Below are 16,449 nucleotides of genomic sequence, written 5' to 3' on the forward strand. Positions count from 1 at the left end.
CATTAACCCAGACGCTCTGTTCTGGCTGGGGAGTTATGCTTATCGTTTGTCTTTTTTACTCGCCTTCTTGAACCATTCAGTCGGTTGTTTTAAATCACGAAAGATATGCACGCTCTGAAAAAACCCGTTTTCTTATAGAAAACGGGTTTTTTTTAGGAGTTCTGCCCCATTAATGGAAACTTTAACCTTTCTGTTAGACAGGCGTTGAAAGCCGGTTGGGGAGAAAATCGTATAGGATGATACCAGTAGCGGCGATGCTGGGGCGAATCTCGTTAGAATAAAGTGCCGCTGGTGCTTGCATAATATTATGACCATCACACCTTCTTCTAATGCCCTTGAGTCCCTGCAATCAGACGTAGCCGAGCTAATTCACCAGCTGCCAAACCTGAAACATGGAAAATGGATACAACGGGCGCTGTCAGTACTGGTACGGCTAGCTGGAGAGGAGATCGACCGGCTGGACTGGAAAATCTTGAGCGCTTCTTTGCAAGATATGGAGCGGGCATTTCAGGTTTTTTATCCTTATCGGCACGTCCGCAAAGTAACGATTTTTGGTTCGGCTCGCCTTGCGACTGATAGTCCCGAATACCTGATGGCGGCTGAGTTTGCTCGTCGTGTCACCCAGCTGGGTTATATGGTGATGACGGGTGCCGGTGGGGGGATTATGCAGGCGGGAAACGAAGGCGCGGGAGCTGAAAAATCGTTTGGTTTGAATATTCAGCTACCTTTTGAGCAGGGAGCAAACCCGTTTATTGAAGGCGACCCCAAGCTGATTCCGTTTAAGTATTTTTTCACTCGGAAGCTGTTTTTCCTGCGAGAAAGCGATGCGATCGCGCTGTTTCCAGGTGGGTTTGGCACCCAGGATGAAGCTTTGGAGTGTTTGACGCTTTGCCAGACGGGAAGATATGGTCCTGTGCCGATGGTATTAATTGACCGTCCTGGCGGCGATTACTGGTCGTCCTGGGATGCTTATGTTCGCAAGCATTTAGTCGAACCCGGTTTAGTGAGTCATGACGATCCCAACCTGTATACCATTACAGATAACTTAGATGTCGCTTGTGAAGCGATCAATCGCTTTTATCGGGTTTATCACTCCAGCCGCTATGTTGAGGATAAATTTGTCCTCCGTCTTAAGTCTGAAATATCGGATGCAGCGGTTGAACAGCTGAATGCAGACTTCAGCGACATCTTGGTGAAGGGAAGAATTGAAAAGACTCAGGCATTACCCCAAGAGGCGGTGGATGAAACATTGGATTTGCCTCGTCTGGTTTTGTACTTCAACCAACGGGATTTGGGGCGCTTGTACCAAATGATTTCTACGATCAACCAGATGGTGACTCCTCCACCTTCTGTGGCAGCGCATCCAGAGCGCAAGTAACAAGTCAAGTAACAAGTTCAGTCAACCCAAATGTTGATTACTTGTGGATGCTACCATCGGGCATTCTAGTATTTGTCAGGTCAGTCTGATGCAGCTTAGTCTGGTTTAAGTTGGCACGGCTCAAGTTGGTCTGTTTTAGGTTAGCGTAACTCAGGTCAGCATACTCCAAGTTCGCTTGGCTGAGGTTCGCCTGACTCAGATTAACTTGGTTGAGATTGGCACCCCTCAGATTAGACTGCGTCAGAGTGGCATAACTCAAATTAGCAAACTTTAGGTTGGCGCGGCTGAGGTTTGAGCTACTCATCTTAGCAAAACTCAAATCAGCCGACTCTAGGTTTACACCGATTAAAGTGGCACCGCCGAGGTTGACTTCGCTCAGATTAGCTGTACTGAGGTTGGCATGACTAAGATTGGCATCTGTAAGGTTGGCACCACTGAGGTTGGCACCATATAAGCTGGCACCCACTAAAGCTGCATCATTGAGATTGGCACTACTTAAGTTAGCGCTTCTTAAGTTGGCACCGCCTAAGTCAGCACCGCTCAAGTTAGCATCTATGAGGCTGGCACTGCCTAGATTAGCAGTCTGGAGACGCACCAGCTTCAGAGTTGCTCCTCTCAAATTGCCATGCCTCAGGTCAACTCCTGTTAAATCTGCACTGCCGAGTTCGGCACTGCTCAGGTTGGCATTGTATAGGGAGGCACATCCCAGATTGGCCTTACTTAAGTTAGCTTGGCTCAGGTTGGCATCTTTAAAATCGGCACAATCACTCCAACTTGACTGCACTTCAGCTAAACTGGCTCCCCTGAGGTCAGCACTGCTTAGGGATACACCTGCGAGGTTAGCCTGATTCAACTTTGCATTTCTGAGTTCAGCACCCTTCAGGTTTGCTTTGATCAACTTGGCTTCGCTTAAGTCGGCACCATTCAGACTTGCTCCAGCTAAGTTGGCACCGCTTAAGTCGCATCCTCGACACTGTTTTGTTTTGAGCAACTGCCGAAGGTGCTGTTTTCTCAACTGCGTGATTTGGTGTTCTTGGAATAGACGAGTCACGGTGTTGAGAGTGACAAAACTTAGGGTCAGTAATGCTACAGCTGCGAGTACACTTTGTTTTGTAGGACGCAGGAGAATCTTGGGAATTGTGGCACGGCGGACTACATCAATCGGCTTGAGTGCTTCCAGAGCAGTGACCGCATTAGGATAGCGATTTTTGCAGTTGGGTGCCGTCATTTTTTCCAACCAGCCGCTAAACTGTGGATTCAGATGCCGCACCCTGGGCTTAAAATTGATCCGAAAAGCTTCATCAACTAAATTGCCAATTTCAGTGGATTTGGTTTGGGTGAGCAAGCAAATCAGCGTCGCACCGAGACTATATAAGTCAGATGCTTGGGTGAGTTGGCGATTGAATACCTGTTCTGGCGGCATAAATCCCAACGTGCCTTTGACGGTGCTGCTGGCGGCGACTTCCCCACCTCCGATACGAGCCAAGCCAAAATCTACCAGGTAAACCTTCAGTTGTTCATCCACTAAGATATTTTCCGGCTTAATATCCCGATGGATAATCGGGGGATTTTGCTGTTGTAAGTAAACTAAAACTTCTAATAGGGAAACGGCGATTCGCTTCACTTCCTGTGGGGTAAAGTGACGTGACGCAGACAGGGAGGAAGCGGGTTTATATTCTTGAACTAGGCAAAAGCCACTTGGGGTTTCAAAGGAATCGAGGTATTGGGGAATACTGGGATGATTCAGACAGCGCAGTAGCTGAATTTCTTGCTCGTAAGCATCATAATCTGACCAGCTGGTACCAGATTGGGCAAACTGAAATTGCTTAATCACAACGTGCTGCTGGGTTTTGGCACTCGTTGCCAGGTAAGTGACTCGACCCCCGGCGCGATTTTGTCCTAGCTCTCGTTCTACTTGATAGCCTTGGCTAGAAAAGTCTGCTAAATTACCCATGAGCCTACCTATCGATAGATGTCGGGGATGAGTCTTTTATAACAGATGGTTGCAAAAGTAACGGATGCGATCGCTCTGCTCTTACGATTAGCGCATCCATATCGCTCATTGAGAAACCCACTTGCAGGGAGCTATCGATGAATCGAGCCATCGGGCATGATAGTGTCGGTCAGCTTGGCTCCGGTTATCGTGACACCCTCTAAGTTGGCATTTTTGAGGTTCGCACCCCGGAGGTCGGCACCCGTGAGGTCGGCACCCTCCAGGTCAGCCCCTGCCAAATTGGCACCCTTGAGTTTGACCCCTCTGAGGTCGGCACTCCCCAAGAAAGCGTCTCGGAGGTCGGCACCTTTGAGGTTGGCACCCCTGAAGTTAACAATGGTTAAATCGGCAACTACCAGGTAAGCATTCCGGAGGTCAGCACCCGTCAAGTCGGCACCGATGAGATTCGCACCCCTAAGATAGGCTTCCCGAAGGTTGGCACCCGTTAGATAGGCGTTACTCAAATCGGCTCGACTCAGATGAGCATGGCTTAAGTCGCATCTGTCACAGTGGTTAGTTTCCAACAACTGCCTGACGAGATCCGCTTTGACTAAACTGGGTCTGTCTTTGACCGTGGCAAACCCCAGAGATGTTACTAATAACCCGGCTGCCAGAATCTTGGTTTTTGCAGGACGGTCTAGCGTTCCGAATGTCGTGGCATAGCGGACAATATCTATTGGCTTGAGTACGTGGCGATGAACATCAATCGACTTCAGAGCTTCTAGAGCATCCGCTGCACGCTCGAAGCGATTTTTGAGGCTGGGTGCCGTCATTTTTGAGAGCCAGTCCAGAAATTGCCGACTTAGATGCGGCACCATTTGCTTAAAATTAATCCGATAAGCTTCATCAATTAAATTGCCAATCTCCGTAGATTTAGTTTGGGTGAGCAAGCAAATCAGCGTTGCACCGAGACTATATAAGTCAGATGCTTGGGTTAGCTGGCGATTGAATACCTGTTCTGGCGGCATAAATCCCAACGTACCTTTGACGGTGCTGCTGGCGGCGACTTCCCCACCTCCGATGCGAGCCAAGCCAAAATCTACCAGGTAAACCTTCAGTTGTTCATCGACTAAGATATTTTCCGGCTTAATATCTCGATGGATAATCGGGGGATTTTGCTGTTGTAAGTAGACTAAAACTTCTAATAGGGAAACGGCAATTTGCTGAATTTCCTCTGGGGTCAAGTGACGGGATGTAGAGACAGAGGAAGCGGGTTTATATTCTTGAACCAGGCAAAAGCCACTTGGGGTTTCAAAGGAATCAAGGTACTGGGGAATGCTGGGTGAGTTCAGCTGCTGTAGCACCTTAATTTCTTGCTCGTAAGCTTGGTAGTCTGACCAACGGGCACCCGAATGGGCAAACTGAAATTGCTTGATAACGACGCGCTGCTGTGTACTGCTACGGCTTGCCAGGTAAGTCACTCGACCCCCGCAAGGGTTGTGCCCTAGCTGCTTTTCGACTTGATAGCCTAAATCGGAAAAATCTGGGAATTCGCTCATGATGGTTAGGCGGCGAGAACCCCTACAAGTATCGCTACACGGTAAGCGCAGCGTTCTGTAGGCATTGGCACTTTTCTCACTATAGCTGCCTGGAAAAGCAGATGATGGGACATCGCTCCGGCTTACTGGCGGCAGCATCTAATAAAGCAATAGAAACTTCTTTCCTTGGCTGAGTTCCCCAGCGCCTGCTTATGCCATCCGTAAAAACACGGAGAGTTGATAGTTAATGCGGTAGAATCTGGATTTGCTCTTGCGATCGCTATAAAAGAAAATTTTGCTTTTATGCTGTAATCCAGTCCGATGAAGGGAGAGAGGCTTGCTGGGAGCTTTACGAAAACTCTAAGAATAGTTTCCGGAATCTGCATTATCTTCACCTTATCTTGATACTTTGTCCAAAAGAATTGTTTAAAATAAGCGTTTATACGGATAATTTTTTTCGCAAGTTCCCTTGTCTACGAGGTTATCCAAGTATTTTTACGTAGACAAAAATCAAAGAATTCATCCCTCTAAGGGCTGAAAAAGTAAAATAACGGATTGGCAAAGAGTACCTAGCTTTTATGGCTTAGGTAGAAAGTTGCATTGCGGAATAACAAATAACTTAACTTTATACAGCTTAGGAGATGCTTTGCGCGATGAAATTTAGCATCGTAATTACGACCTATAATCGTTTACCCTTGCTGCGACGGGCGATTGAATCGGCGTTGGCGCAGACTTTGCCCTGCGAAGTGGTAGTAGCAGATGACTGTTCCTCGGATGGGACAGAAGAATACGTCCGCAGCTTGGGCGATCGCGTGGTTTACTACCGCAACCCAGTCAATAGCGGTCACTCTGCGACGGTGAATGCTGGGGTTGGTGTGGCAACGGGAGACTGGATCAAACCGCTGGATGATGATGACTATCTGGCACCCAACTGCGTCTGGGAAATGGTAAAAGCGATCGCGCAACGCCCCCAAGCAGCAATTTGTTCGTGCCAAGCCGTTCAAGTTGATGTCAACGGTGAAGAAGTTACCCGCACCAAGCCGAGCGGTCCTGGCAAATTATTTTACGTGAAACAAGAGGACATCCACTACGGAATGTTGATGGAAGTGGTTCCTTTTGGGACACCCGTTCAAGTTGCTTTCAAAAAAGATGCCTTTCTCAAGTCAGGTGGTTGGGATTCAGCTTTAGATGGCAACTGCGACGACATCGACTCTTGGGTGAAAATTGCCCAATATGGGGATGCTGCATTTGTTAATCAGTATCTGACCTTCCGGACATTATGGCCGGGTGGATGCAATCAGAAGTTTTCACTGCAAAAACGGTTAGAAACAAATATTTTAATTAAGGAAAGAATCTACCCGTTAGTGCATGAAAAATATCGCTCATCCATTCCGAAACTTGAGGAAATCAAGGCATTTCTTAAACTCCATTGGAGTTTAGTCGGACTGAAGCAAGGAAAAATCTTAACGGCAGTGAAGATGGCATATCCAGCCATTTTTTCACCTGCCGCTTGGAGTTCTTTAGCCAGAGTTACTTATTCCAAAAAAATCAATTCTCTGGCTCCGTGTGTTCCCCAAGAAAATGCAACATACATGACAGCTTCTACCTAATGTCCACGGTAGCTAAAAAAGGGGGGATACCCGAGAAGGATGCGCTCTGTTTGCGGGGTTTAAGCGTCTTGATTATGGCTTTTTAGACCTTCTCTTAGGAATCAAGAGGGGAAATTGATTGGAATTAGGATGCAGATTCACTTACTTAATAAAGTCTGGCAAGAGAGTAAGAAGCAAATAGAAGCCGATCGCGCTATCCTCTTCTTGAATGGCGGAACTGTATTAGTATTGCTGGTGCTGTCAGTTTACGCCAAATTTTTCGGGAAAGGTCAAGGAATTGAATTTCTTTTTGCCGATCCCTTCTCTATCCGGCGACCCTACTACGGCTTATTAACTAGTGTCTCTGAAGTGTTATGGTGCCTTTCAGGTACAGTTTGTTTGTTTAGCTTTACCTTGCTAAACACAATTTATCCCAACCGCAAAGCAAATCTATTTGTCTTATGCTCTGCGATTGGGATTTTTGTTTTATTAGCCGATGATTTATTTCGGATTACCTTAATTTTGAGAGATGTGGCTAGGATACCCAAAGGAGTGATGTACTTAGTGTACGGTACTGGTGCGATCGCTTATGGTTTATGCTTCTGGCGCAAACTCTTATCGACACCTTATGTTTTGCTGATAGTTGCGAGTATCTTATTTGGCATTTCTGGTCTTGTGGACACCTTACACATCCAAGGTCATGGCGCTCCGGTAATGCTAGAAGATGGAACGAAGTTATTGGGAATCCTCAATATCGCCTTTTACTTTTGGCACGTTTGTCGCCAGGAAATTATCAAGAGGAAGTATGGCATCAGTTGAGCAGCAGTAAGTCTGGCATTAAATAATTACCTCATGTAGAGCCTTCAACAACTCTTCTGTCGTGTATGGTTTTGACAAAAAGTTTTTGACCCCAGTGCGAGCTAGGTCATTTACCCTATCGTTCGATAAGAGTCCGCTAACCGCAATAATTTTAACTTGCGGGTTAATTTTTTGTAGTGTGCGAATCGTTGTTGGCCCGTCCATAGATGGCATCATCATATCGAGGAGTACAACACTAATTTCCTGTTTGTGCTGGGCATACAGTACGACTGCCTCAATCCCATCGCTAGCAGTTAAAACTTTATAACCATAGGTTTCTAGAGAAGCTTGGGTCACTTGAGAAATTGAAGCTTCATCATCAACAACCAGAATACACTCGCCGTTTCCAGTCAACAGATTAGATTTATTTTCTATAACTTGTGGGGTTGATTTTCCCTCGACTGCTGGCAAGTAAACCTTAAATTCTGTGCCTTTTCCGACTTCGCTATAGACATTCAAAAAACCACCGTGGCTTTTGATGATGCCAAGCACAGTTGAAAGACCTAGACCCGTCCCTTTGCCAATTTCTTTAGTGGTGAAAAATGGCTCAAAGATTCTATCAAGCATCTCAGAAGGCATTCCCACTCCACTATCAGAGACACTAATTACAATATGGGAACCCACGTTTGCAGATGGGGTCATCCTGGCATAGTTTTCATCAATGACTGTATTGTTCGCAGAAATCTGCAACGTCCCGCCCTCTGGCATGGCATCACGAGCATTGACGCAAAGATTTATGAGTACCTGATGGAGTTGTGTGGCATCGCCAGAAACGGTCCAAAGTTCTCTTGTCTGGATATCAGTGTGAATCTCAATTGATTTAGGAAAGGTTTCATTGGCGATCTTCGCAATTTCAACTATCAGGTGCCCAACTTGGAGATTTGTGCGTTCCCCTTCCATGCCCCGTGCAAATGAAAGCACTTGTTTAACTAAATCAGCTCCGCGTTTGGCATTCGTTTCGAGGATGGAAAGGAGCTGTTGACCCTGAGGATCTCGGATCTTGATTTGCAGAAGTTGAACTGACATCAAGATAGGCGCTAGCACGTTGTTTAGATCGTGGGCAATGCCGCTAGCCAGCGTTCCTAAACTCTCCATTCGCTGAGCGCGGAGAAACTGCCTTTCCAGTTGTTTTTTTTCGGTAATATTGGTGTTAACAATCAGAATGGCTTTTGGTTTTTCCGCCTCATCGCGCACAAGCGTCCAGCGACTTTCAACGATGATTTCCCGACCAGATTGGGTGATTTGATACAACTCCCCATACCACTCTCCTTCTTCAATGAGAGTTTTTTGGGCGACTTGAAGTTTTAGTGAAATTTGCTTATGCAACAGCTCAGCAGTGTTCTTGCCGAGGGCTTCTTCTTGCTTCCAGCCATAGAGACGTTCCGCACCTTGGTTCCAAAATAAGATTTGGTTGTCTAGATTTTGAACCAGAATTGCGTCTGTGCCGATATCTAGTAGAGCCGCTTGCTCGCGAATTTTTTGTTCCGAGTCCTTGCGCTCGGTGATGTCCATGTTGATGCCGTTCATACGGATGGGTTTGCCGGTATGGTCGTAATAAACTTGACCTTTGCTGGCTATCCAATGAACGCTACCATCCGACCAAATAATCCGGTATTCGATATCATAGGTCGCCCCTTCTTCCACGGTGCGTACCAAAGCTTGAGTGACTAATTCTAGGTCTTGAGGATGGATTTTGGTGAGGAAGCTTTGATAGGTGCCATCAAAGGAACCTGGGGGAAGACCAAAATTCGCTTCTGCCGTCGTGGAGAAAACAACTTTGCCGCTATGGATGTTCCAGTCCCAGGTGCCCATGTGGGCAGCTTCTAGGGCTAACCTTAGTCGCTCCTCGCTCAGTTGCGCCCGCTCAGTTTGCTGTCGCAATTCCTCTGTTGCTTGGCTAGCTTGGAGGACACGACGCACGCGCTGGCGTAGGACAGCCCAGTGAATTGGCTTGGTAATGTAATCGATGGCACCCGCCTCAAATGCTTGATCGACCGATTCTTGATCTTCAAGAGCCGTAATCATCAATACGGGTGTATTCCGCAATCCTCCAGAGGGGCGACTTTTTTCAGCAGTTCCCGTCGCTGTACCAGAATCGCCAAACTTCTCTGCACGAGAATCCCCCTCTGGAAGTGTACGCAATAGATGACAGCAGGTAAAACCATCCATCACTGGCATCATGGCATCCAGCAGCACAATATCTGGGTGTAGGCGCGTGTAGGCAGCTAAACCCTCTTCTCCGTCGCTTGCTTCTGCTACCTCGTATCCGGCTTGTTCCATCGCTCGACGAAGTTGAAGCCGCATGAATTTGTCGTCATCTACGACGAGGATGAGGGGAGTATGTTGATCAGCGTCGGTGGTGTTCATAGCTAATTTGGCTGGCGTTGAGATTGCAAATCCGCCTTAACTCGTTCATACTCAGCTTCAAGCTGCGGCAATTTGTCTAATGCATTTTGAATATTTCCAGTCCGAGCCATGATTTCTAACTCTTTACAGAGTTGGGCGAGGGTTGTGGCACCTAGGGTGGCACTGCTTGACTTGAGGGTGTGAGCGGTGCGTTGCAACTGGGGTGCATTTGCTTGGGCAACTGCGATCGCGATCGCTTTCAAGAGTTTGGGCGTATCGTCGAGATAGCAATCGATCATCTCGGCTAAAATCGCCTCGGCATCTTCACCGATCATTTTGCGAAATGATTGCAACACTTTGGCATCAACGGAAGTGCTGAGGACGGAGGGCTGAGGACTGAGTTGGGGAGTCGGAAGGGAGGGGTGAGGGGGTGACGGGATGACGGGGGGAATTCTTCTATTGTCTATTTCTTCCTCAGTCTGCACTAAGGCGCGATCGCTCTTGGCTTCGCTAACGTGCTGCTTCCCTAACAATCCTGGTTCCTCAACCTCGCTTAAGGGCTGACACTTGCTCAAAGCTTGGATGAGTTCCTCGGTTCGGATCGGTTTGCTCAGGTAGTCATCCATGCCTGCCTTGAGACATTCTTCCCGATCTCCTTGCATCGCATTCGCTGTCATGGCAACGATCCGGGGACGAGAAGCAGGCAACCATTCCCCAATGATGCGGCGAGTCGCTGTCAATCCATCCATTTCTGGCATCTGCACATCCATCAGTACCACGTCATAGGATTGGCGATGTAAAGCTTCTAGCACTTCTAATCCATTACTGGCAATATCTGCTTGATAGCCCATCTGTGATAGTAAATACAAGGCTACCTTTTGATTCACGATATTGTCTTCTGCTAACAGAATCCGCAGGGGAAATTGTGCCGCTCGTTGGGGATTTATTTCCGGTATATTTGGGCGCGAGGGCTTTACCGGGATCGGCTGTTCGCCCAAGATATGGCTCAAGACATTATAGAGATGGGATTGTTTAACGGGTTTGGTGAGGAATGCCGCGAAATCGACAGCTTGGACATCATGACTCCTTTCTGGTCTGTCGATGGAGGTCAACACAATTAAGGGTAATTTTTCGTAGTTACGCATCTGACGGATTTTAGCCGCTAAAGTCAGACCATCCATGTGTGGCATTTGCATATCTAGAATGGCGATATCAAACGGTTCCCCTAAGTTCAACCAGTCGAGGGCTTCAGAACCAGATTCAGCGGCCCAAGTCAGCATTCCCCAAGATTGGGCTTGTAGCGTCAATATTTGGCGATTTGTAGCGTTATCATCCACGATTAGGAGCCGCTTTTCATCTAACTGAGGTTGAGGATTTTGAGAAGCGATCGCAGAGACATTGGGAGCTGATGCCGCAACAATGGTGAAATAAAAAGTAGAGCCTACGTCTGGATGAAGGCTGTTAGCGACCGAAAGCGTAGCAGGGGATGTAGGCCCTAGCGGCTTTGCCGCCGCAACGCTTTCGCCTTCTTGAAGGGGGGGAGGAAGGGGAGAATAAAATTCAGGGTTGCTCCTTGCACCCGGATCTTTTTTGATTGTAGGTTGCCAGTTAGAAGGAGGATTTCCCGCGATCGCTCCCAGGCTCTCGACCCACATCTGACCGCCCATCATTTCGCTCAGATGATTGCTAATCGCGAGTCCTAACCCGGTTCCTCCATACTGGCGAGTTGTAGAAGCATCGACCTGGCTGAAAGATTTGAACAGGCGGTCTATCCGGTTGGCGGGAATCCCAATGCCGGTGTCTTTAACCGCAAATTGGATTTGGTAATCGGGTAATGAGTGGGTTGGCTCATGACCGATTTCCGATTCTTCCTGAGCGATCGCCTCTTTTGCACTGACCGATACAATCACTTCGCCAGTTTGAGTAAACTTGACCGCATTACTGAGCAAATTCACTAAAATTTGGCGCAACCGGCTGGCATCTCCCACAATCGAGAGTGGGGTTCCTGGATGAATTAAATATGCTAATTCCAGATTTTTTTCGGCTGCTTTGAAAGCTAATAAATCCAGGGCTTCTTCAACACAAACTCGCAAATTAAAAGAATGCTTTTCTAATTCCAGCTTGCCTGACTCAATTTTAGAAAGGTCAAGAATATCGTTGATCAGCGTTAGCAATGCATCGCCACTACTTTGGGTTGTTTCCACAAAATCTCGCTGCTGAGGAGTTAACTCAGTATTGAGTAGCAGTCCCGTCATGCCGATAATTGCATTCATCGGGGTGCGGATTTCGTGGCTCATATTGGCGAGGAATTGGCTCTTAATGCGAGTCGCTGCTTCAGCAGCTGCTTTTGCCTTTTCCAGTTCCAGATTCGCCTGGGATAATTCCTGAGTACGCTCGACAAGCGCCACTTGAGCGAAATACCGCTCGGTAATATCATCGAATATCCAGAGGCGACCGGGCACGTCGTGTACCCGCGTCGCCGTGCTAGAGATACTCAGCGTTTTTGGCGTGTCGCCTTTGAACACCCAGATCCAGTTGCGAATAACTGCTTGGGGTTGGGAAAAAAACTTTGCTGCCTGCGCCACGATTTCCTGTTGATTATCAGCGCTAGTGCGTAGCAATGCCATCGCCTGAGCTAGGACGGGGGGTTCTACAGCCCCTGGGGTGAGTCCCAGTTGCTCGGCAGCGGCTTGATTGATCCATCCTTGCTCCCCACTTTCATCTACGAATACCACTCCCTGATGGATTGTCTCTAACATGGCACCAAAGCGGGCTTGTAGATTCTCCAGCCGTAAGGTGATATCGCTGAACTGTAGAAGGGTGCGTAACTCGCCAAGTAGCGACTCAATAAATTGACGCAGACGTGGGGAGATATTTATCTGGCGATGCCAGATCAGCAAAATTGCACCGCTATGGGGTGCTGATAAGGTCGTGCCCCTACCGGGATACTGAAATGGAAGGATGGCGAGGGATTGAGTCCCTTTGGCGACCAAGACATGAGAAGCACCGGGAGTCGCGGGATAGTTTGGATAGTAGAGACAGCGATTTTGAGCGATCGCTTTCTCAAACAAGGTGGGCGTTGTCAGTTGATCTGGCAGCGCCTGCTGGGGAATACACACCAAGGCTTCAGCGGTGACATCATCAAGTTGGCGTAGCGCGATCGCTGCGTCGGCACAAACAAACTCCCGCAGTAAAATCAGGGCTTGCCGGATCGGTATATCGGGAGAATTTCTGGTATCGGTATTGGTAAGAGTACTCAGCACCGATTGGGACGCCAACCGCCACTCGATTCCCCGCAGGAAAGAGCCTACAAGCGTTCCGAACACAGCCACACTGCCCAGCTCAAGTGACTGGCGGGTTAGCCGCCAATCACCATGTAGCAGTCCCAAGAACAGAATGCAAAGCCCTGCGGCGGGTGCGACTTGCACCGCTGGTAGGGGCAGAAGCGTGCATATTATCAAAATGACTGGGGCGACCATCTGCATAGGCTTCCATCCATCCAGCACGCCCAGTCCAATGAAAAAGAGGGTTAGCCAGATTAGGACAGCTCTAAATGTCGGTAGTCGGTCAGGAGGACAAAGCAGCAACCGCGATCGAAGAAGATTTAAGTTTAAGCGGCGATACATTGGGCAATTGCACTCGTTACCACGTCGGGGGCACTGATATGCGGTAAGTGTCCTCTAGCAGCGATATTCATCAGCTTACCTTGAGGAATTTTATCTGCCATGTACTGACCAACCTGAGGCGGTACGGCAATATCATCACTTGCCTGTAAAATCACAGTCGGTACATTCAATCGCGGTAAATCATCTCGGTGATCGGACTGGAAAATCACTTTAGCGACCGCTTGTGCGATATCCGGACGGATGGCGGCTAGCGTATTGGCAAACTCTGCTGCCAATTCAGGGTTATCCTGAGTAGCCATTGCGATCGGCGCAAAACCGCTTGCCCAAGCATAGTAATTAGTTGACATAGCTGCGTAGAGTGCATCTAGGTCAGACTGCTCGAAGCCACCAACATATCCGACATCGTTGAGATAACGGGGGGACGCATCTAGAAAGATCAGTTGGCTAAAACAATCAGGCTCAACTAAGGCTGCCAGTAAACTAACCATCCCGCTGACCGAGTGCCCCACCAAGATGCTCTTGGTTAACTTTAACTCGGCACATAAATCCAGCAAATCCTCAGCATAGCTGTATAAACTGCTGTAGCGGCGAGGACTATAGGCAGAAAAATCTGACTTACCTCCCCCTACATGGTCGAACAGTACAATGCGAAAATTAGGCGCGAAGGCTGCTACCTGATGTCGCCAAGCCGTCTGATCCGAGCCAAAACCGTGGGCAAAGATGATTGTCTGGCTGCCATCACCCAGCATCTGGACATTATTACGCTGCATGATGCTCGTTGCCATAGGTAGTTACTCCTTCTCTTTATTACCTTAATCTAAGACAACAACTGTACCGAAACAAAACTAAAAGACTTACCTCATTGAGGTTATATTTTAGCGTTCCCTAAAAGCTCAGACATGTAACGCCAGTCATCCAAGAAGCTGTCAGTTACTGCGCCGACTTTCTGAACGCGGTTCCCAAGCCGGAGCTAAAGACAATAACCTCATGACCCTTTAAATATTTTAGGTTGAGTCACACTAAGCCTCATGCAAAAATAAACAGTAACGATAAAACAAACATGAATTAAGCTGACGCAATTACTAGATTACAGGATTCTGTTTGATTGTATACCAAACCCTTTGTAGCTTCAACTCTTTTTAGCTGCTCAAGCTATCTATTCGTGTGCTGCATTCGTTGAAGTACAGAAAGCTTCAATTTGGGGATATATCATTGATTTATCCACGGTTTCCTAGACTTGCTTACTCAATGTTATTTATACTCAAATACATAAAAACGTACGAAAAAAATTAAGTGGTTAAGATTTTTATTTTTTTAATATGGAATTAATAGAAGAAGATCAAATAAAAATGCAGAATTCTCAAATAAAAAAATCTAGCAATACATCAAAAATCAAATCCTATAAGACCGCTCCGTTCTCATTTTTAATGGTCTAGTGCTGTTACTGTTTCTGGCAATGGTAGCCTATGTGAAACTTGCAGGAACCTATTACGGGTCAGACTATTATTCTAGAGTGTAGGTTCATAGAACGTCTATTCGCTGAACCGTTCCCTAAGTATCAACCTTACCTTAGTCTTTTCACACACTTTTCAGAAATCCTCTGGTGCATCGCGTTAACAATCTGTTTATTTAGCTTTACCTTACTGAAAAGAATTCGTCATAGTCATAAAGGCGATCCATTTATCTTCTTCTCTGCGATCGCTAAGAGCGCACCCGTCCAAATTTCACGTTTAGCTTGGACACAAAAAAAAGCTGCTATTAGCAACAATAAGACAAAATGAGTTGAATTACCCTCTCGCAAGTTGTAATAGAGAGGGCCATTGATCGCAAATAATCCGAGCAGTGCGATTTTTTGTTTTCAGGTTGTTAATTTGCTGAGCTTGATTAATAAATAGTAAGCCGCAAGAATCGCAATGCCACTTAAAAACATCAGCAAAACGTGGGCGTTTTGCTGACTCAATAATGAAAAAGGAGTAAGTAAATAGGCGATTATTGGACTATTTACAAAAGTCCCAGCCGGACAATCAGGTTTCCCTAAGCAAGTTTTATCTGGTAGATATAAATCGGCGGGATTTTCTAGGGTCAGACGACCCGCTGGGTAATAAGCTTTGTCAAAGTCAGCAAATAAATTTTCTGCGGGTGGATTAGCAATATTTCATAAAAATAGCATCATCAGTAAGGCAGGGAATCCATAGCCCAACCATAAATTCCATCCTTTTTTTAAGTATTTATCAGCAAGGCTATTTAGCCCGACTGCCCCTAAGATTAAAAGAATAAAAATCAAGTAATTTTTCATAGAAAACCTGATTTAACTCCTATAAAAGGTTCTGAATATAAGATTAGACGAATGATATCTCAGCTCGTGAAGACATTAAGTTGAGGATTATGGCGCTTATTGAGCCTTTGGTTATTTCCCAAATGTGTCTTTGATTTTATAAACCTGAAGGAAATTTAAGCTTTTCTCAAAGGTCGAATATTAATGTCAGTCACTTCAGCGGTTCGGGGCAAACTGAGGGCATTGAGGACTGCGTTTGCTACATCTTCTGGTTGCAGCAAACGCTCTGGATGATATGTCTTGCCTTCTGTCTCGACAATCGCTGCTTGCATGGGACTAGCAGTCCGTCCGGGATAGATGCTGAGAACACGCACGCCATCGGCGTTGACTTCTTCTCGCAGACTGTCAGCGATCGCCTTCAGTGCGTGCTTGGTTGCAGCATATTGTCCCACACCGCCTCTAGCGTTCAAACCCGCAGTCGAATTGATGAACGCGATTTGACCCTGACGAACTGTTAGCATCGGCAACAAGGCTTGTGTCAGCGCATAAGGAGCGCGAACATTGACACGGTACTGCCAGTCAAAGTCTTCTAGAGAGGCGGTTTTCATCTGCCCTAAGGTGATGACACCAGCACTATGAATGAGCAGATCAACCGCCCCTAAATCTTGCTCAAGACGAGTTTTTAGCTGCTGAATGTCTTCGTCTACGGTGAGGTCAATTTGATAAAGCAGAACTTGGGATGCGGTAGCGCGAGCAATTTCGGCGACTGTCTCTAGCGCTTCTAAATTACGTGCCACCAGGCAAAGCGTGACTCCTTGTGCTGCCAAACTGAGAGCGATCGCTTTCCCAATGCCACTACTAGCGCCTGTGACAACCACAACTTGGTCGGTTAACGCTGCCATAATT

The 16,449-nt window shown here is 47.0% G+C and carries 9 protein-coding genes; 3 read left to right on the forward strand and 6 right to left on the reverse strand.

The genetic code is table 11. The annotated features are described in order from the left end of the window. Window positions 1-307 precede the first annotated feature (307 nt). Window positions 308-1,378, forward strand: a complete 1,071-nt coding sequence (locus H6H02_RS21450) for an LOG family protein (RefSeq protein WP_190821546.1) — start codon at window positions 308-310, stop codon at window positions 1,376-1,378. A gap of 37 nt (window positions 1,379-1,415) precedes the next feature. On the opposite strand, the gene H6H02_RS21455 is transcribed toward H6H02_RS21450, so the two are convergent. Beyond that, a complete protein-coding gene (locus H6H02_RS21455) occupies window positions 1,416-3,332 on the reverse strand; it encodes a pentapeptide repeat-containing protein (protein WP_190821548.1) in 1,917 nt (638 codons plus the stop codon). Between the two features lie 131 nt (window positions 3,333-3,463). Then, window positions 3,464-5,008 carry a serine/threonine-protein kinase gene (locus tag H6H02_RS21460; protein ID WP_242040812.1) on the reverse strand — a complete coding sequence of 515 codons (1,545 nt, stop codon included), beginning with the start codon at window positions 5,006-5,008 and terminating at the stop codon, window positions 3,464-3,466. A gap of 494 nt (window positions 5,009-5,502) precedes the next feature. Between H6H02_RS21460 and H6H02_RS21465 the strand changes: the two genes are divergently transcribed. Together H6H02_RS21465 and H6H02_RS21470 are read left to right on the forward strand one after the other, a co-directional pair. Further along, the gene (locus tag H6H02_RS21465) at window positions 5,503-6,459 is read left to right on the forward strand and encodes a glycosyltransferase family 2 protein (protein WP_190821550.1); all 957 of its coding nucleotides are present in this window, start codon (window positions 5,503-5,505) and stop codon (window positions 6,457-6,459) included. A gap of 129 nt (window positions 6,460-6,588) precedes the next feature. After that, a complete protein-coding gene (locus H6H02_RS21470) occupies window positions 6,589-7,257 on the forward strand; it encodes a hypothetical protein (RefSeq protein WP_190821552.1) in 669 nt (222 codons plus the stop codon). Window positions 7,258-7,275: 18 nt separating this feature from the next. Here H6H02_RS21470 and H6H02_RS21475 read toward each other — a convergent pair whose 3' ends face one another. The 4 genes from H6H02_RS21475 to H6H02_RS21490 form a co-directional block, all read right to left on the reverse strand. Next, window positions 7,276-9,663: a response regulator gene (locus H6H02_RS21475; protein ID WP_190821554.1), complete on the reverse strand. Its 2,388-nt coding sequence runs from the start codon at window positions 9,661-9,663 to the stop codon at window positions 7,276-7,278. Window positions 9,664-9,665: 2 nt separating this feature from the next. Next, complete coding sequence (locus H6H02_RS21480) at window positions 9,666-13,268, reverse strand: response regulator (RefSeq protein ID WP_190821557.1); 3,603 nt, start codon at window positions 13,266-13,268, stop codon at window positions 9,666-9,668. After that, window positions 13,253-14,053 carry an alpha/beta hydrolase gene (locus H6H02_RS21485; protein WP_190821559.1) on the reverse strand — a complete coding sequence of 267 codons (801 nt, stop codon included), beginning with the start codon at window positions 14,051-14,053 and terminating at the stop codon, window positions 13,253-13,255. Before H6H02_RS21485 ends, H6H02_RS21480 begins: the two co-directional genes overlap by 16 nt. A gap of 1,666 nt (window positions 14,054-15,719) precedes the next feature. Beyond that, on the reverse strand, window positions 15,720-16,445 hold the full coding sequence (locus H6H02_RS21490; protein ID WP_190821562.1) for an SDR family oxidoreductase: 726 nt from the start codon (window positions 16,443-16,445) through the stop codon (window positions 15,720-15,722). Window positions 16,446-16,449: the final 4 nt, after the last annotated feature.

The sequence above is a fragment of the Coleofasciculus sp. FACHB-1120 genome (assembly GCF_014698845.1).
Lineage (GTDB): Bacteria > Cyanobacteriota > Cyanobacteriia > Cyanobacteriales > FACHB-T130 > FACHB-T130.